The organism is Polycladidibacter stylochi, assembly GCF_001562055.1.
GTDB lineage: Bacteria > Pseudomonadota > Alphaproteobacteria > Rhizobiales > Stappiaceae > Pseudovibrio > Pseudovibrio stylochi.
The window spans coordinates 189,505-207,814 of record NZ_LLWE01000018.1 but is presented as its reverse complement, the minus strand read 5'-3'; the positions used below and the strand labels follow the sequence as shown (position 1 = coordinate 207,814).

Here is an 18,310-nt window from a genome sequence, read left to right as displayed (position 1 = left end):
GTGAAAGATCCAATTTCAGCATCAAAATTGCCTCTCAAGACAAAACAACTTTTAAAAACTAAATATCAGCCACCCATTAAATGCTAAATCGAACCACTTCCTGCCCGCAGATACATTTGGCCACATTGTCAATCAGTTAAATCACTCTCAATACTCACCGCAAAAAGCAGCTATTTTTGCATCAATTACAGTTTGATAGATTAAAGAAGCTAGCTATCGGGTGCAAACTTGAAAATGCGCGTAAATCATACAAACATTATAAGAAGAACAACAAATAACATGCCCTCATCACTAAAGATAAATCCCAATGACACAGTTGCTGTAGCCTTAACCCAGTTAAGTGCTGGCAGCACACAACAAGGTATCAAGCTGATAAGCGATATCGCTTTGGGGCATAAATTTGCTCTTAAAGACATTAAATCTGGCGAACATATCACTAAATACGGCTACTCCATAGGAATTGCCAAGCAAGATATCCCCGCAGGCAGCCACATTCACAGCCATAATTTAAAAACCGGCCTCGGTAACGGCGAGACCTACGCGTTTACCGGTACCCCTCAAACACAGCTCAAAAACAAACCTACTCCGCAAATCATGGCCTTTGAACGTGCAAATGGCGATATCGGTATTCGTAACGATATCTGGATCATTCCGCTGGTAGGTTGCATCAACGGCACTGCGAATGCGATTGCGCGCAAGTACGAAGCCACAGGTGCTTTACCAAAAGGAAGCCAGATACAAATTCTCGCCCACCCCTACGGGTGCTCCCAATTGGGTGACGATCACGTTAATACCCGCAGCATTTTACAAAATCTAGCTACTCATCCCAATGCTGGCGCTGTACTAATCATGGGTCTTGGATGCGAAAACAACACTATGCAGGAGTTTCGCGAGAGCCTGTCTCCAGTAGATGCACAGCGTATTCGCTTTATGATTGCACAAGAAAGCGAAGATGAATACCAGACAGCGCTTGATCACTTACAAGAATTGTCACAGCTTATGCAGGCAGATAAACGTGTCGAAGTCGGTATCGATCGTTTACGTGTAGGACTTAAGTGCGGTGGCTCCGATGGCTTTTCTGGCATAACTGCCAATCCGCTCTTGGGCGCATTTTCCGATTGGCTTTGCAGTCGTGGCGGCACAACGGTATTAACCGAAGTACCGGAGATGTTCGGAGCAGAACATATTTTGATGGAAAGAGCAGAAAGCCAAGGGGTTTTCGCTGATATCGTGACGCTCATTCAAGACTTCAAGCAATATTATATCGACCACAACCAGCCGATCTATGAAAACCCCTCGCCAGGTAACAAAGATGGTGGCATCACAACTTTGGAAGAAAAATCCCTCGGCTGTACGCAAAAGTCAGGCTCTTCCATCGTAACCGACGTAATACGTTATCGCCAGCGTATAAAAAAGAAGGGGCTCAATTTGCTTGAAGCGCCGGGAAATGATGGCACTGCCATTACCTCTCTCGCCGCCGCCGGTTGTCATATGGTTTTATTTACCACCGGTCGAGGCAATCCATTAGGTACGGTTATTCCAACTGTTAAAGTCGCTTCAAATACAGCATTAGCCATAAAGAAAAAACACTGGATCGACTTTTCTGCAGGCCCCCTGATAGACGAACAATCCGACTTACAAGTGCTTTGCGAGGATTTCGCGAATTATCTCATGGAAGTAGCTAACGGCAAACAAACCTTGAATGAAATCAACCGCATGCAAGAAATCACTATTTTCAAATCCGGTGTGACCCTGTAAATTTCCTAGCCCGAAAGGTTTAGGTTCAGCTTCCAATTCTAAAACAAATACTAGGACCAATCACATGGCACGTGTCTCAGAACGAAATTTACAAGGTAGACCCCGTCCAACCGAGCGAATTATCCAATTTGGTGAAGGCAACTTCCTTCGCGCTTTTATTGATTGGAAAATCGACCGTATGAATGAGGAAGTTGGCACCGACTTCGGTATTGTTGTTGTACGGCCCATAGAAGGTGGTACACCTGTTTCCCTTAATGAATCGCAAGGAATCTATACCACTTTAAGTCGTGGCGTAGACACACAAGGTAATGCGGTTTCTAACATTCGTCCCATAGCCGCTATCCGCCGCGAAATCTCGGCAGTTCACGACTGGGAAAAGACAAAAGCACTAGCCCGTAATACCGACTTTGTTGCCATTGTCTCCAACACCACGGAAGCAGGCATAACATACAATAGCGAATGCAAGCAGGACGATACGCCTCCAACCTCCTTTCCTGCAAAGATAACCTGTTTATTATTAGAGCGTTACGAACATTGCGGCAGAGAAAACGCACCTGGCTTTCACTTCCTACCTTGCGAGTTGATCGACAAGAATGGCGACACTTTGCAAAACACTGTTCTGCAACATGCAGCCAACTGGTCCTTATCAGCTGAATTCATTCATTGGGTGCAAACCCAAAATGCTTTCTACAACACTTTGGTAGATCGTATCGTGCCCGGTTACCCACACCAGGAAGCTGCCCAAATCGAAGCAGAGCTGGGCTATGAAGACCCGCTAATGGTGGCTGCCGAGCTCTTCCACTTTTTGGTTATAGAAAAGCGCAACAACCAACCAGATCTTGCATTGCCATTGGCAAAGAAAGACCAAGGGACTCTTATTGTCGAAAATGCCAACGGTTACAAAGAGCGCAAAGTGGCAATATTGAACGGTGCCCACACCGCTCTATGCCCTTTAGCCCTACTTAGCGGCACAGATACAGTGCGCCAGGTGATGGAAAACAATTCGGCCAAGAATTTCCTTGACCAGTTACTCCTCACTGAAATTGTACCATACCTTTCTTTGCCAAAGCAGGAATTGGAGGCATTTAGCGCAACAGTTTTACGTCGTTTTGCCAACCCGTATATCCAGCACCGCTGGCATGACATTTCTCTAAACGGCATAGCAAAATTTCATACCCGTAATTTGCCAAGGTTTGAAAAACATATGCAAGTTACTGGCAACAGCCCTCGCTACATGTCGTTGTCACTGGCTGCATGGCTTGCCTACTACACAGGAAATTTTGCTCACAAAGATAGATATCCTGTCCGCGATGCTGACGATGTCATTGCGCTTTTTTCGCAATTTGATGAAATCAGAAAAACGCAAGGGGTCGAGGCCATGGTGCAGGCCTACCTTTCACAACCAACCTTCTGGGGCAAGGATCTGGCCAACGATAGCCTGATCAAAACCGTTGTTGATGGCTTCAACTTCCTTACAAAAGAACCATTTACACTTGATCGCCTCAGCAACTGGTCATCACAATGATTAAGTTGCGACTGTTGTTAAGAGTAAAAATCAAAACAAACTGCAATACAAACCAACAAAGAAGTGATTTATAAAAAACTATCAAAAACGCAAAAACCCCCGCCTTGATGACGGGGGTTTAAAAGAAAGCAAAACTGCTTATGCGTTTACAGCATCCTTAAGGCCTTTACCTGCCTTGAACTTAGGTGTCTTGGAAGCTGGAATCTGAATTGGCTCGCCAGTGCGTGGGTTACGGCCTTCAGTCGCAGCGCGCTCAGAAACTGAAAAGTTACCAAACCCGATGATGCGAACTTCGTCACCGCTTTTTAGCGTTTCTGTGATCGCTTCAAAAGCTGCTTCAACTGCTTCACCAGCCTGCGCTTTGGTCAGACCGGTCTTATCAGCAACAGCCCCGATCAGATCATTCTTGTTCATGACAGTTCCTTTCAATAATGCGGAATGCGGAGATTCGCTGTGCGCTCCTTGACAGCGACATTCACGTCAAATGGCATTCAAATCAAGCAAAAACCGCAGAAAACTGCGGTTTCACTACAAGTTTCAACCAAAAAAAGTCTCGATCAGCAATCGAGACTTTTTCTACCTAATTATATTTAATGGGACCAAGCCCTTAGGGTGAGTTACTAATGAGCTGTAAGCCCGCTACTCTCACCCTCTTTCACAAGCGCCTCACGCTGCTTTGCCTCGTCCTCTTCGGACCACTCAATTGGTTCAGGCAATTGCACGAGTGCATGCTTTAAGACCTCATCCATGCGCGAAACCGGAACAATATCCAACTCGTTTTTCACATTTTCTGGAATATCGGCTAAATCTTTCGCATTATCTTGTGGAATCAACACCTTTTTGATCCCACCGCGCAATGCGGCAAGCAGTTTTTCCTTCAAACCACCGATAGGTAAGACACGGCCACGAAGGGTAATCTCACCTGTCATAGCCACATCTCGCTTAACGCAAATACCGGTCATCACCGAAATCACAGCCGTAGCCATAGCGATACCGGCAGATGGCCCGTCCTTAGGTGTTGCCCCTTCCGGTACGTGCACATGCAGTTCGCGTTTATCAAACAAGGCTGGCTCAATACCAAACTCGCGTGAGCGTGAACGCACATAAGAAGCTGCAGCAGAGATGGATTCTTTCATCACATCTTTCAAGTTACCGGTCACGGTCATTTTGCCTTTACCAGGCATCATAACCCCTTCAATGGTCAATAACTCGCCGCCAACTTCGGTCCATGCAAGGCCAGTAACAACACCAACCTGATCGTCATCTTCCATCTGGCCAAAACGGAAGCGTGGCACACCCAGATACTCTTCAACAAGCGCACCATCAACCACCACCGATGTCTTGTCGCTGGTCAATAAATCCTTCACGCATTTACGCGCCAAAGTGTTGATTTCACGTTCCAGGTTACGAACACCAGCCTCGCGGGTATAAAGGCGGATTACCTTTCGCAAGGACTCATCGTCAATCTCGAATTCACCATCTTTAATGCCATGGTTTTTAATCGCCTTTTTCAAAAGGTGACGGCGGCAAATCTCGACTTTTTCATCCTCCGTGTAACCGGCAATACGAATAACTTCCATACGGTCCATCAAAGGACCTGGAATATTCAAAGTATTGGCTGTGGTTACAAACATCACGTCGGAAAGGTCGTATTCCACTTCTAGGTAGTGATCCATGAAGCTCGCATTTTGCTCAGGATCAAGCACCTCAAGCAAGGCAGAAGAAGGATCGCCGCGGAAATCCATACCCATCTTGTCGATTTCGTCCAGCAAAAATAGCGGATTGATCTTCTTGGCTTTTTTCATGGACTGAATGACTTTACCCGGCATAGAGCCAATGTAAGTCCGTCGGTGGCCACGTACCTCAGCTTCATCACGTACACCGCCAAGCGACATGCGCACGAATTCGCGGCCCGTAGCCTTGGCAATGGATTTACCGAGAGATGTTTTACCCACACCGGGAGGGCCGACCAGACACAAAATAGGACCGCGCAACTTATTCACACGGGTTTGCACTGCTAAGTACTCGATAATCCGTTCCTTGACCTTTTCAAGGCCATAGTGATCGGTATCTAGCACCTTCTCCGCAAGGGTCAAATCATTCTTGACCTTGGACTTTTTGCCCCAAGGAATACCAAGGATCCAGTCAAGGTAGTTGCGCACCACGGTCGCTTCGGCAGACATCGGACTCATCTGCTTCAGCTTTTTCATTTCCGCAGCCACTTTTTCCTTGGCCTCTGCAGAAAGCTTGGTCTTGGCAATGCGCTCTTCCAACTCGGCCAGCTCATCGCGACCATCATCACTGTCGCCCAGCTCTTTTTGAATGGCTTTCATCTGCTCATTCAAATAGTATTCGCGCTGGGTTTTTTCCATCTGCCGTTTCACACGCGAGCGAATACGCTTCTCAACCTGTAAAACAGAAATTTCACTCTCCATCAGCCCAAGCACTTTTTCCAAGCGCTCACTGATGGAAACAGTGGTCAAAACATCTTGTTTTTCTTCAATCTTAACCGCAAGATGCGAAGCAATAGTGTCTGCCAGTTTGGAAGCATCATCAATCTGGTTTACAGCACCTAAGACCTCGGGAGAAACCTTCTTATTGAGTTTCACATAGTTCTCAAACTCTGTAACAACAGAGCGAGCCAATGCTTCAACTTCAACCTGGTCATCGCCCGTCTCGTCTAGCACCTGTACTTGCGCCTCGAACAAGTCCTCGCGGTCAGAAAACTGGGTAATCTTGGCACGTGCACCACCCTCGACCAATACTTTAACGGTATTGTCAGGCAGTTTTAGCAGTTGCAACACTGTTGCTAACGTTCCAATTTCATATATCTGATCGGTATCCGGATCATCATCGGCAGCATTCTTTTGGGTCACAAGCATTATTTGCTTGTCTGCGCTCATCACTTCTTCAAGCGCACGTATGGATTTTTCTCGCCCAACAAACAATGGCACGATCATATGCGGAAACACGACGATATCGCGTAAAGGCAATACAGGAAACAAAGTTCCACTTTGTTCACCATCTTCACGCAATTCAATCTCGCTCATGCTCTATCCTTTCACTCGTCAATGCCTCGATTGACGCAAGAAATAAAACGCAGTCCGAGATAGCCAAGAAAACCAATCTCCTAATGGGCTGCTCATATTTGCCCTCACTGGCACAAATACAAGCACCTAACTGCTGTTGATCTTATTAGGTGGCAACCCTATGCCCACATGTCAAGGACACAACGATTATCAAAGGGTCCTGACTGTTGAAACCTGCAAGTTTCTCTTATTAATTAATGTAATTGCCTATTTATCAGGCAATTAAGAATTCTACGTATTCCCATGACTTACGTAGCAATGGGCGGGTCTGTTAACCAGCCCGCCCATTTGTATTTCGTTTCAGTGGCTTTTACGCACTGGTAGCCGAATTCTCAGCAATATCTTCATAGATGTATAAAGGGCGCGCCTCACCTTCGACAACTTCCGCCGAAATCACGACTTCTTTCACACCTTTAAGGCCTGGCAACTCGTACATGGTTTCCAAAAGGATCGCCTCAAGAATAGAGCGCAAGCCGCGCGCACCGGTTTTGCGCTGAATAGCCTTTTTAGCTATCGCGCGAAGAGCGTCCTCGTGGAAAGTAAGTGCAACATCTTCCATCTCGAACAAGCGCTGATACTGCTTCACAAGCGCATTCTTAGGCTCTTGCAAAATAGTAACGAGCGCATCCTCGTCAAGGTCTTCCAGTGTTGCAACAACAGGCAGTCGGCCTACGAACTCTGGTATCAAACCAAACTTCAAAAGATCTTCTGGTTCCAGCTCGGCAAACAGCTGACCAACCTTGCGATCTTCTGGAGCCATAACCTTTGCACCAAAACCGATTGATGTGGAACGACCACGCTCAGAGATGACCTTATCAAGGCCAGCAAATGCACCACCACAAATAAATAGAATATTTGTTGTATCAACCTGCAAGAATTCTTGTTGCGGATGTTTGCGCCCACCTTGTGGCGGCACACTGGCAACAGTACCTTCCATAATTTTCAACAGTGCCTGCTGAACGCCCTCACCGGAAACATCCCGCGTAATAGAAGGGTTTTCGGCCTTGCGCGTAATCTTGTCGACCTCATCAATGTAAACAATGCCGCGCTGTGCTTTCTCAACATTATAGTCCGCTGCTTGCAACAGCTTTAGAATAATGTTTTCAACATCTTCACCCACATAACCGGCTTCGGTAAGTGTAGTTGCGTCAGCCATTGTGAACGGCACATCAATAATACGTGCAAGTGTTTGCGCCAAAAGCGTTTTACCACACCCGGTAGGACCAACCAGCAGAATATTCGACTTGGAAAGTTCGACTTCATCGCCCTTAGTGGCATGGTTCAAACGCTTATAGTGGTTGTGAACAGCAACGGACAAAATCTTTTTAGCCCGCGATTGACCTATGACATAATCATCTAGGACACCGGCAATTTCTTGCGGCGTTGGAATGCCCTCGCGCGATTGCACCAACGAAGATTTGTTTTCTTCGCGGATGATATCCATGCAAAGCTCAACACACTCATCACAAATGAATACAGTCGGCCCTGCAATAAGCTTGCGCACTTCATGCTGGCTTTTGCCGCAAAACGAGCAGTAAAGCGTATTTTTGCTGTCGCTGCCGCCTGCTTTGCTCATGAGTAATAACCCCGCATACTTTTGAGGGTCCGCCCCTCGTCTTCACCTAACACTACACATGCCGGCATTAAACTTATCCTAATGGCTTTAGCCTGTTTTGCCTTCAGCATCCAGTAGAAAGCGAAGTACTAAATCAACAAACCCGTCAAAAACCATAGTTTCAATCGGCAAATGTCCAATTCGCCTCAATTTCAGGCAAATCAGGACTATCCCCAATTTACCTGAGATGAGCTACTTAGTCGTCTTCGCCATTTTCTGCAAGGCTTTCTCGCGACGAAATTACATTGTCGACCAAACCGAACTCTTTCGCCTCTTCAGCACTCATGAAGTTATCGCGCTCAAGTGCATCCTCGACAGCCTCGAGCGGCTGCCCGGTATGATGAACGTAAATTTCGTTAAGTCGACGCTTCAACTTAAGTATTTCTTGCGCATGCAACATAATATCCGAGGCCTGACCACGGAAACCTCCAGAAGGCTGATGCACCATCACCCGACTATTTGGCAAGGTAAAGCGCATACCCTTTTCCCCACCTGCCAACAGGAGCGAGCCCATAGAAGCAGCCTGACCAATGCAAAGTGTCGAAACTTTAGGCTTGATAAATTGCATTGTATCATAAATGGCGAGACCAGAAGTCACCACACCACCTGGCGAGTTGATGTAGAGCGAAATCTCTTTATTTGGATTATCCGCTTCCAGATACAACAGCTGCGAACAAACCAGCGTTGCCATGCCATCCTCAACAGGGCCGGTCAAAAAAATGATGCGCTCTTTTAAAAGCCGTGAAAAAATATCATAGGCCCGCTCACCACGGTTAGATTGCTCCACCACCATCGGTACAAGGCTATTCATATAAAAATCAACAGGATCGGTCATACATCATCCATTGCTTTACGTCACCGTTTCACAAAAACTGCCAAACGGCACTTCTGGGCCAACTACCAAATCATGGCAGCCCCTATGTTTTCTAGTGGTAATAGCGCTATTTCAACCAATAGAACAGAGAGTAGCTTAAGAAAGGCTGTTGAACACATGAAATCTATAGCCATTATGCAACCTTTAAGCCCTTAACAAACCGCTAAACCCAAGCCTTTTGCGCGTAAGACCTTGAATATTTATAGTGTTCCGAATCCCACTACCTGTGATTATTAAAGGGCGAAAGCAGCAATCTACTCACAGTCCGTACACAGAATCAAAAAGGGAGAGCCTTGCTCTCCCTTCATTTGATGATTCTATATAGAGGCCAATATTAGGCTTCTTCTTCATCCTGTTTAAGCAGCTCTTCTTTAGAAACCACCTTGTCGGTGATTTTCGCAAGCTCAAGAATAAAGTCGACACACTTTTCTTCGTAGATAGGTGCACGAAGAGAAGCCAGAGCCTGTTGGTTTGACTTGTAGAATTCAAACACTTGCTGTTCTTGGCCTGGGAACTGGCGAACACGGTCAAACAAAGCACGCTGTACTTCGTCTTCGCTAACTTCAACCTTGTTTTTCTCGCCAACTTCAGAAAGCACCAAACCAAGACGCACGCGGCGCTCAGCGATTTTGCGGTACTCTTCTTTAGCTTCTTCTTCGGTTGTATCTTCGTCAGCAAAAGTCTTGCCGCTCTGTTCCATTTCGGAAACAACCTGCTTCCAGATACCGTCGAATTCGGACTCAAGAAGTTTTTCAGGCAATTCGAAGGTGTAAGCTTCGTCAAGTTTATCAAGCAATGTGCGCTTGATTTTCTGACGGGTTGCTGCACCGAACTGGCTTTCGATCTGGCCGCGGATGATTTCCTTCAGCTTGTCGAGGTTTTCAAGACCAAGCTTAGTTGCCATTTCGTCGTTGATTTCAACTTCGCCCGGAGCAAGAATTTCTTTGATTTCAATATCAAAGGTCACTGCACGACCAGCAAGGTTCTGTGCGCCGTACTCTTCAGGGAAAGTCACGTCGATAACTTTTTTATCGCCAACTTTCATGTCAACGATTTGCTCTTCGAAGCCAGGAATGAACTGACCGGAACCGATAACCAGTTCACCATTCTCGTCAGCACCACCTTCAAATGGCTCACCGTCCAGTTTACCAAGGTAAGAAAGCTTGACTTTATCACCATTTACAACAGCAGCACCTTCTTCGCGCGCTTCAAATGGGCGATTGCTTTCCGCAACTTGCTTCACTTGCTCGTCAACTTCTTCATCAGAAATTTCTACAATCGGACGCTCAAGTTCAATAGCCGAGAAGTCGATCAATTCGATATTCGGCAAAATTTCATAGGAAATTGTGAAGTTCAGGTCAGCTGTACCAGCCATAACAGCATCAGCTTCATCTTCTGGCAAGTCCACTTCAGGCTGCAGGGCTGGCTTTTCGCCGCGCTCTTCCAGAGTTTTACCAGTGGTTTCGTTGATCAGGTTACCGATCAATTCTGCCATTGCCTGACGGCCATATAATTTCTTAAGGTGAGCTGCCGGTACTTTGCCAGGGCGGAAGCCGTTGATTTTTACCTTGTCTTTCATATCAGCAAGGTAGTCATCAAGACGGGTAGCCAGATCAGCAGCTGGCACAACGACTTTTAGTTCACGTTTCAGGCCTTCGGCCAAGGATTCAGTTACCTGCATTGGTCTTTGCTTCGTCCCTATCTAGGACGCGTACTTAGCAAGCATAAGCCTGCTTTTTCGTACGGATGAATGCAACTAACCCAAGAGGAAGGAAAAAAGGTAATTTTTCAACTACCATGTATTTTACCAAACCATCCAAAGGTGTGTCTTCAACCGAACTACGACAACGCCCTCAACTATAAAAGCTCCTGAGGCTTAGTGCTCAATCAAGCACCTTAAACCCGGAGGTTTGGTGCGGCTGGAGGGACTCGAACCCCCACGGTCTCCCGCCAGAACCTAAATCTGGTGCGTCTACCAATTTCGCCACAGCCGCGAATGTTGGGGTGGTGAATATGGCTCTCACGGCTCAAAGTCAACCACCAATTCGTAATTTATACCTGAAAGATTGTGAATTATTGAAACTCATCAACAGCTATGACTTAAAAATCCGCGCTTTACGTAGCGAACAAGCCGATTTCATCACTTTCACCTTCCTGCAGATAAAACTCCCTAAGCACTTGTGGAAGAACATTAATCAAATCTTCGGCTAAAAGATGCGGCCCCGCCTGTTTCGCACAAAGGCTATGCAGATATACAGCCGCCGCAGCCGCTTGGCCCGCACCAGCACCCGAACCAAGAAAACCACCCACAAAACCTGCAAGCACATCACCAGAACCAGCCGTGGCAAGCCACGGGCTTGCACCTGCATTAACCAACGGCTGTTGTAGATCACTATCAGCAATTACAGTGTCAGGCCCCTTGTAAATAACCGTTGCCCCGCTCATTGCACTTGCTTTTTGCGTCAAAAATAATTTGCTCTCCTCCAATGAGCTTTGCAGTGCATCACCAAATAAGCGCAAAAACTCACCATGATGTGGCGTCAGCACCACGCAACCTTTGCCCTGCTGTTTTTTAAGTTTAATCGCGTCAAAAAGAATATGCGGCATTTCAGCAAAACTGGAAAGCGCATCAGCATCCAGCACGGCACTGTGTGAGCTTTGCAAAACAGCCAAAACCTGCTCTCGCATTTGCTCACCCACACCGCCCCCAGGACCAAGAACAACAGACTTGCGCCGTGGATCGCCTAGAATATCTTTAAAGACCTCAAGATTTTCGTAGGGCACAACCATGGTACTCGTCTCATGCTGCGCCATACAGCGGCAAGAAGCTACTCCGCCCAACAGACTAACTGCCCCAACACCTAAGCGCGCACCCGCCCTGGCAGCTAAACGCGCCGCTCCAGTCTTAAACTCATCACCGGCAATAACAAATAAATGACCCCGACTGTATTTATGGTCTTCCACTTTTGGGGCATTAATTAGCTTCTTCAGCCATCCCCTATCATTCAGCCGTCCCGCTATATCTACTTTTTCAAGGCACGATGAATTAATCCCAATTTGCGCCACCACTTGACGACCGGTCACACTTGCTCCCGGATAAAGCACGTGCCCGGGTTTTTTACGGAAAAAAGTGACCGTTGAACGCGCAATAACTGCTTTACCAGCTATACGCCCAGTTTTACCGTCCACGCCTGAGGGCAAATCAACAGCAACAACACGCGCACGACAACAATTTATCGCCTCAATAATGCGCAGTGCGTCTCCGCTTGGTGCACGCGACAGCCCTGCCCCGAACAATGCATCAACCACCACATCGTTTTTGCCAAGACCTTTTATATCAGCAAGGGCATCTTCAAGACTTGTTAGCGGTAGTTTCAAGTACGCAAACGCTTTAGCAGCATCGCCTTTTAAGGACGCAGCTTCACAAACTAAGATGACCTTGGGCTGAAAGCCGCGAGAACGAAGTATTTGAGCAGCCACGAGGCCATCGCCGCCATTATTACCTGGGCCGCAAAAAACAACGATGCGCGCATTATAGGCACATTGACAGCCCACTTCATCGGCAACCGCGCGTCCTGCCTTTTTCATAAGCTCGAAACCGCTAACACCTTGCTCAATCGTAAACTGGTCCGCCAAGCCCATTTGGTGCGGCTCTATTAGCTCGTTCATAGCGACCTCAAAACACATAAACTATATCATTCCTATGCCCTTGCACTAAATAGATCATGTACAAAATTGGCAATGCGCAAATCATATAGTTCAAAGGCATTTAGTCGCGATACAAAAGAGCGCCTATGAACTGTCAGAGCTGGCAAGAACCACATTTTCTGGCTGCGCCAATTCAATTAAATTCCCATCTGGGTCACGCACATAAACTGAAAGCACTGCCGAATTCGCACCCTGCCGATAAACAGGACCTTCCAGAATCTCAACAGCATGTTCCTGTAGCCGATGAATAGCAGCATCAAGGTTTTCGACCAAAAAGCATAAATCAGCAGCACCAGGAGTAACGGTCGTTGCTTTAGGCGCAATAGCCTCCCCAACCTCATGAAGGTTTATCTTCTGTGCTCCAAAATGCAGTGCGTGCCGACCGCCACCAAACAGCAAGTCATCCATACCTAAAATATCGCGGTAAAAAGGCACCGATTCATCAAGACTACGCACACTTATAACAACATGGTCCAAGGCAATCAGGCGCATATTCTCTCCTGTTATTCTCTGCCACAATCGACAAACTCAACCACTCCTGCAAGAGATACAGAGCTTCAGCTCAAGCCCATAAGCACAGGTCAGTGACAGCGTAACACAGACACCTTAATTCTCATATATTTGCAAAATGCTTACTTTTTGACTTCACATGCCCTTCAGCATATCAAATAGCGAACAACCCAAACGCCTCATAAACATGATAATTAAACTCTCTATAAAGCAGAACTACCACTTCAAAGATAAACAGCCCCCAAGCGTAAGATTTTAGAAAACGAATAGTCTTTTAACCATAAAACCGCGCCAAGCTGCATCAATTTAAACCAATTGCCAATTCATTAAGCGCTCAAACTCGAATTCTATGCAATAACTTGACTACAATTTAATCATTTCGCCTATTTATTAATCAAAAAATGATGTCGCATGCGAATTCTGATTTTAAAAAATAATCAAAAACCTAGGGAAACGAGTGCTTTCTTGCCCTTTCCCAAAACTGGCACAGTTCCTGCATATAATTTTGCGCATGAGGATTTAGTCACGGAGTCATAGTGAGCTGGTAGAGGTGAGTAGAGCTGCACCAGCCTTTGAAGATCCGCGATAAGATGTTGGGACGGGGTTAAGCCATGAAAAAAATCGAGGCGATTATCAAGCCATTCAAATTGGATGAAGTTAAAGAAGCGCTTCAAGAGGTTGGCCTTCAGGGCATTACCGTCACCGAAGCCAAAGGCTTTGGTCGCCAAAAGGGCCATACAGAACTCTATCGCGGCGCTGAGTACGTCGTTGATTTCCTGCCAAAAGTAAAAGTAGAAATTGTCTTGAATGATGACTTGGCCGAGAAAGCCGTCGAAGCAATTCGCGAGGCTGCACAAACCGGCCGCATTGGCGATGGTAAAATATTTGTTTCCAGTATTGAGGAAGCCATAAGAATTCGTACCGGCGAAACCGGCGAAGAGGCTGTTTAACTTAGCCTATTAACAATTGGTGCTCTAGAGAAAAATTCAATTGTTCCTCAAGAGCATTCACACGCATAACCTTGTTAAACAAGGGTCTAGTTGGGAGCTGCTGAAAACGTCATCTTGGCTACAGCACAACCAAAATATCACTTCGAAGAAGGGGAAGGACGTTATGACAACGGCCACTGAAGTTTTAAAACTAATTGAAGAAAAAGACGTCAAATTTGTTGACCTGCGCTTCACCGATCCACGCGGTAAAATGCAACACGTCACCATGGACATTTCCCAGGTAAACGAAGATATGTTTGCCGAAGGTGTTGCTTTTGACGGTTCTTCCATCGCTGGTTGGAAAGCAATTGACGAATCCGACATGATGTTGATGCCTGACCCAGATTCTGCCCACATCGACCCGTTCTTTGCACAAGCAACCCTCTCCGTTTTCTGTGACGTTCTCGACCCAGTCTCCGGTGAAGGCTACAACCGCGACCCACGCATGACAGCGAAGCGCGCCGAAGCATATGTGAAAGCATGCGGTGCCGGTGACACAGTATTCGTTGGTCCAGAAGCCGAATTCTTCATCTTCGACGACGTTCGCTTTGCAGCTGATCCTTACAACACCGGCTTCAAGCTCGACAGCGGCGAACTGCCAACCAACATGGACAGCGAGTACGAATCCGGTAACCTCGGTCACCGCCCACGCACAAAAGGTGGTTATTTCCCGGTCCCGCCAATCGACAGCTGCCAAGACATCCGTTCTGAAATGCTTTCAGTCATGACTGAAATGGGCGTAAAGGTTGAAAAGCACCACCACGAAGTGGCTGCTGCACAGCATGAACTGGGCATGCAATTCCAGCCGTTGACCATGATGGCTGACCACATGCAGATCTACAAGTATGCGGTTCATCAGGTTGCTCACGCTTACGGCAAAACCTCCACATTCATGCCAAAGCCTGTATTTGGTGATAACGGTACCGGCATGCACTGCCACTTCTCCATTTGGGAAGACGGTAAGCCAAAATTTGCTGGCAACCAGTATGCCGATCTTTCAGAAAACGCCCTGTACTTCATCGGCGGTATCTTGAAACACGCAAAAGCGCTGAACGCCTTCACGAACGCCTCAACCAACTCCTACAAGCGTTTGGTTCCAGGTTATGAAGCACCGGTTCTGTTGGCATATTCTTCCCGCAACCGTTCCGCTTCTTGTCGTATCCCGTTCACCTCTTCGCCAAAAGCGAAGCGCGTTGAAGTTCGCTTCCCGGATCCATCCGCAAACCCATATTTGGCGTTTGCAGCTCAGCTGATGGCTGGTCTTGACGGCATCAAAAACAAAATCCACCCGGGCGACGCCATGGACAAAAACCTCTACGATCTTCCAGCGGAAGAATTGGCAGAGATCCCAACCGTGGCAGCATCCCTGCGTGAAGCTCTTGAGTGCCTCGACGCTGACCGCGACTTCCTCAAAGCAGGCGGCGTGATGGATGATGACCAGATCGACGCTTACATCGAACTGAAGATGGAAGAAGTCATGCGCACCGACATGACCCCACACCCTGTCGAGTTCGACATGTACTACTCTGTATAAGCTTTAAGCAAATAACCAGAGGGGAAGGCTCTGGCTGCTCAAGCGGCCGGGGCCTTTCTTTTTGCAAAATCAAAGGCAAACTGCAAAGGTTGAATGCCTATTTTGGATACGCTACGTCACAAATTATACAATTCAATTAAATTTCTGTAATTTCGCAAGTTAATCCCGCGCATAACAAACTCAATTTGTCAAGCTACAAGAAAGTTCCCTGAGATACTCACTTGCAACACACATACCAACATAAGAAATCAAGGCTCAATACAGTATAGTTAATTTGTGTTGCGTTTGGCACCGCTTTTAAATTGCAGCTGAATTAACAATGTCTTTATAATGAGCAACCAATGAAGCGCATTGGAGATAATATGCAGACCTCTCAAGAATTATGCGTGCTAGCTTGCCTGCCATCGCTAGATTTGCAAGAAACAGAAAAATTTTATCGAGATTACTTAGGGTTTGAGGCGGCCGTCTATCAAGACGAAACCACGCTAATTCTCAAAAAAGGTAGCATCGAAATTATGTTCAATGCGACTGAAGACCCCGCCATTTGCCAGGAAAGCCAAGTTTACATACGTGGCATAGCAATCACTTCTCTCTATGAGGATCTAAAGGCTAAAAACTGGTCGAATGCACCGCTGGCAAAACTCTCCGAGTTCACCGATCGGCCTTGGGGCATGCGGGAGTTTTATATTCAAGACCCACACGGAAATCTGCTCTGTTTTGGCCACGAAATCGAAGAATAAAGAACAGCCTACTGTGATTAATACGCACTCGAAGTGATTTGCGTCGCTTTCCGCGTGCTTTTACCTCTCACTTTGGTTATACACCTGCCAGAAACGACAAACTAGCTGATCGGGCGGGTGTATTCCAAAATGAACCAATACAAATCCGAGTTTTTAAAGGTACTGCAAGAGCGCGGCTTCATTCACCAGATGTCTAATGCTGAAGCACTTGATGCGTTATGCGCCAAAGAAACAGTAACAGCCTATATCGGCTTTGACTGTACAGCCAGCTCGCTACACGTTGGCTCCCTAGTACAAATAATGATGCTCTATTGGTTCCAGCAATGCGGTCACCGGCCAATCACACTAATGGGCAGTGGCACCACCCGTGTTGGCGACCCAACCGGAAAGGACGAAAGCCGCAAAGTCCTTACAGACGAAATCATCGAGGCCAATAAAAACGGCATTAAGCAGGTTTTTGAAAAATTCCTGACCTACGGCGACGGTCCACAAGACGCCATGATGTTGGACAACGCCGATTGGCTGTTGAAACTCAATTACATGGAATTCCTGCGCGATGTGGGCCGCTACTTCTCCGTAAACCAGATGATCCAGCGCGACAGCGTGCGCTTGCGTCTGGAGCGAGAGCAGCACCTCTCCTTCCTTGAATTCAACTACATGCTGCTGCAAGGCTATGACTACCTTGAGATTCACCGCCAAACCGGCTGCCGTTTGCAAATGGGCGGTTCCGACCAATGGAGCAACATTCTCTCTGGCGTTGACCTTGGCCGCCGCCTAGCTGATGAAGAGCTGTTCGCGCTTACAACACCGCTACTCACCACCGCATCTGGTGCGAAAATGGGTAAAACCGCCGCTGGCGCAGTGTGGCTTAACCCAGACATGCTCAGCCCCTACGATTACTGGCAGTTCTGGCGCAATACAGAAGATGCTGACGTTGAACGTTTCTTGAAGCTGTTCACAATTCTGCCCATGGAAGAAATCGCCCGCTTGGCCGCTCTTGAAGGCGCAGGTATCAACGAAGCGAAAAAGGTTTTAGCCACGGAAGCCACCGCAATGTTGCATGGCCGTGAAGCGGCAGAAGCTGCGGCAGAAACCGCGCGTAAGGCGTTTGAAGAAGGTGCCAGCGCCGCTGGCCTGCCAACTGTTATGATCGCCCGTAGCGAGCTGGAAGCCGGTATTGGCGTTCTTGGCCTTTATGTCACAGCAGGTCTTTGTGCATCTAACGGTGAAACTCGCCGCAATATCAAAGGCGGTGCCGTAAAGGTGAACGATAAGGCAGTGACCGACCATAGTGCAACGATATCATTCGAAAACGTTGCTGAAGATGGCACCATTAAATTGTCTTTAGGTAAGAAAAAGCACGTTCTTATTAAGCCTGTTTAAGGTCAAAACCATAGTAAAATCAGAGTTCTGGGCGTACATCGCCTGGGGCTTTTTAACGAATTTCTCTACGCTCTATACATTCATAACTACAATAACGCTTACCCCATACAACTATTAGAAAATTAATAAATATTTTTAATAATAAATATAAAATTATCTAGTCAAAAAGATAACTGCACTTGAAGAGGAATAATTATAATTGTTAATTACATTTAATAAAAACGACAAAATTCACTTTAACTTTACAATTTCTCATTTAGACTATTTTTTCCACTTAATTATTAAAATTCCTCCCTTGCGTTATTTCCCTTAAGGGTAATACATTATATTTTTACAACTTATTATCCAAATTAATAGCCTACCGATAATTTGATTTTTTGAAATATAACTTTCAATGTTTTCCTTATATAATGAAATTCAAATATTAACATAATAAGAAATTAATATTTTTTATAAAGAACTAATTCTTATATATTGTCATTTTTTCTTATTAGGAAACAGCATTTTACAGATATTAAAAAAATTTATTCTAATTGAATACTAGATTTTTTAAATTATTGTAAATAGCATATTTTAACTAATAAT

Annotated in this window: 13 protein-coding genes and 1 tRNA gene; 6 read left to right on the top strand and 8 right to left on the bottom strand. The window is 46.3% G+C overall.

Translation table 11 applies throughout. The features are described from left to right. The first annotated feature begins 279 nt into the window (after positions 1–279). Positions 280–1,758 carry a UxaA family hydrolase gene (locus AYK67_RS04215; protein WP_068082739.1) on the top strand — a complete coding sequence of 493 codons (1,479 nt, stop codon included), beginning with the start codon at positions 280–282 and terminating at the stop codon, positions 1,756–1,758. A 64-nt stretch (positions 1,759–1,822) separates the two neighbouring features. Then, positions 1,823–3,283 (top strand): tagaturonate reductase, encoded by a 1,461-nt coding sequence (locus AYK67_RS04210; protein WP_068082736.1) that lies wholly within the window; start codon positions 1,823–1,825, stop codon positions 3,281–3,283. 138 nt (positions 3,284–3,421) lie between these two features. Here AYK67_RS04210 and AYK67_RS04205 read toward each other — a convergent pair whose 3' ends face one another. From AYK67_RS04205 to AYK67_RS04170, 8 genes are all read right to left on the bottom strand, one after another. Then, complete coding sequence (locus AYK67_RS04205) at positions 3,422–3,697, bottom strand: HU family DNA-binding protein (RefSeq protein ID WP_068082733.1); 276 nt, start codon at positions 3,695–3,697, stop codon at positions 3,422–3,424. A gap of 206 nt (positions 3,698–3,903) precedes the next feature. Beyond that, on the bottom strand, positions 3,904–6,333 hold the full coding sequence (gene lon / locus AYK67_RS04200) for an endopeptidase La (protein ID WP_068082730.1): 2,430 nt from the start codon (positions 6,331–6,333) through the stop codon (positions 3,904–3,906). Positions 6,334–6,682: 349 nt separating this feature from the next. Beyond that, positions 6,683–7,948, bottom strand: coding sequence for an ATP-dependent Clp protease ATP-binding subunit ClpX (clpX, locus tag AYK67_RS04195; protein ID WP_068082727.1), 1,266 nt, complete (start codon positions 7,946–7,948; stop codon positions 6,683–6,685). A 235-nt stretch (positions 7,949–8,183) separates the two neighbouring features. Further along, a complete protein-coding gene (clpP, locus tag AYK67_RS04190; RefSeq protein ID WP_068082725.1) occupies positions 8,184–8,822 on the bottom strand; it encodes an ATP-dependent Clp endopeptidase proteolytic subunit ClpP in 639 nt (212 codons plus the stop codon). 373 nt (positions 8,823–9,195) lie between these two features. Beyond that, positions 9,196–10,542 (bottom strand): trigger factor, encoded by a 1,347-nt coding sequence (gene tig / locus AYK67_RS04185; protein ID WP_068082723.1) that lies wholly within the window; start codon positions 10,540–10,542, stop codon positions 9,196–9,198. Positions 10,543–10,772: 230 nt separating this feature from the next. Next, a tRNA-Leu gene (locus AYK67_RS04180) sits at positions 10,773–10,855 on the bottom strand. Positions 10,856–10,976: 121 nt separating this feature from the next. Next, entirely contained in the window at positions 10,977–12,530 is a 1,554-nt protein-coding gene (locus AYK67_RS04175; protein WP_068082721.1) for a bifunctional ADP-dependent NAD(P)H-hydrate dehydratase/NAD(P)H-hydrate epimerase, read from the bottom strand. 123 nt (positions 12,531–12,653) lie between these two features. Further along, a complete protein-coding gene (locus tag AYK67_RS04170) occupies positions 12,654–13,061 on the bottom strand; it encodes a VOC family protein (protein WP_068082718.1) in 408 nt (135 codons plus the stop codon). A 629-nt stretch (positions 13,062–13,690) separates the two neighbouring features. Here AYK67_RS04170 and AYK67_RS04165 point away from each other — a divergent pair. The 4 genes from AYK67_RS04165 (at position 13,691) to tyrS (ending at position 17,725) form a co-directional block, all read left to right on the top strand. After that, positions 13,691–14,029, top strand: coding sequence for a P-II family nitrogen regulator (locus tag AYK67_RS04165; RefSeq protein ID WP_068082713.1), 339 nt, complete (start codon positions 13,691–13,693; stop codon positions 14,027–14,029). 163 nt (positions 14,030–14,192) lie between these two features. After that, positions 14,193–15,602, top strand: coding sequence for a type I glutamate--ammonia ligase (gene glnA, locus AYK67_RS04160; RefSeq protein WP_068082711.1), 1,410 nt, complete (start codon positions 14,193–14,195; stop codon positions 15,600–15,602). Positions 15,603–15,943: 341 nt separating this feature from the next. Further along, positions 15,944–16,342, top strand: coding sequence for a bleomycin resistance protein (locus tag AYK67_RS04155; RefSeq protein WP_206597492.1), 399 nt, complete (start codon positions 15,944–15,946; stop codon positions 16,340–16,342). 129 nt (positions 16,343–16,471) lie between these two features. Further along, positions 16,472–17,725, top strand: coding sequence for a tyrosine--tRNA ligase (gene tyrS / locus AYK67_RS04150; protein WP_068082707.1), 1,254 nt, complete (start codon positions 16,472–16,474; stop codon positions 17,723–17,725). The last annotated feature ends 585 nt before the right edge of the window (positions 17,726–18,310 follow it).

Coding starts and splice junctions, on each gene's coding strand:
- AYK67_RS04215 (WP_068082739.1), top strand. CDS start 280: ATGCCCTCATCACTAAAGATAAATCCCAATGACACAGTTGCTGTAGCC.
- AYK67_RS04210 (WP_068082736.1), top strand. CDS start 1,823: ATGGCACGTGTCTCAGAACGAAATTTACAAGGTAGACCCCGTCCAACC.
- AYK67_RS04205 (WP_068082733.1), bottom strand. CDS start 3,697: ATGAACAAGAATGATCTGATCGGGGCTGTTGCTGATAAGACCGGTCTG.
- lon (WP_068082730.1), bottom strand. CDS start 6,333: ATGAGCGAGATTGAATTGCGTGAAGATGGTGAACAAAGTGGAACTTTG.
- clpX (WP_068082727.1), bottom strand. CDS start 7,948: ATGAGCAAAGCAGGCGGCAGCGACAGCAAAAATACGCTTTACTGCTCG.
- clpP (WP_068082725.1), bottom strand. CDS start 8,822: ATGACCGATCCTGTTGATTTTTATATGAATAGCCTTGTACCGATGGTG.
- tig (WP_068082723.1), bottom strand. CDS start 10,542: ATGCAGGTAACTGAATCCTTGGCCGAAGGCCTGAAACGTGAACTAAAA.
- AYK67_RS04175 (WP_068082721.1), bottom strand. CDS start 12,530: ATGAACGAGCTAATAGAGCCGCACCAAATGGGCTTGGCGGACCAGTTT.
- AYK67_RS04170 (WP_068082718.1), bottom strand. CDS start 13,061: ATGCGCCTGATTGCCTTGGACCATGTTGTTATAAGTGTGCGTAGTCTT.
- AYK67_RS04165 (WP_068082713.1), top strand. CDS start 13,691: ATGAAAAAAATCGAGGCGATTATCAAGCCATTCAAATTGGATGAAGTT.
- glnA (WP_068082711.1), top strand. CDS start 14,193: ATGACAACGGCCACTGAAGTTTTAAAACTAATTGAAGAAAAAGACGTC.
- AYK67_RS04155 (WP_206597492.1), top strand. CDS start 15,944: ATGAAGCGCATTGGAGATAATATGCAGACCTCTCAAGAATTATGCGTG.
- tyrS (WP_068082707.1), top strand. CDS start 16,472: ATGAACCAATACAAATCCGAGTTTTTAAAGGTACTGCAAGAGCGCGGC.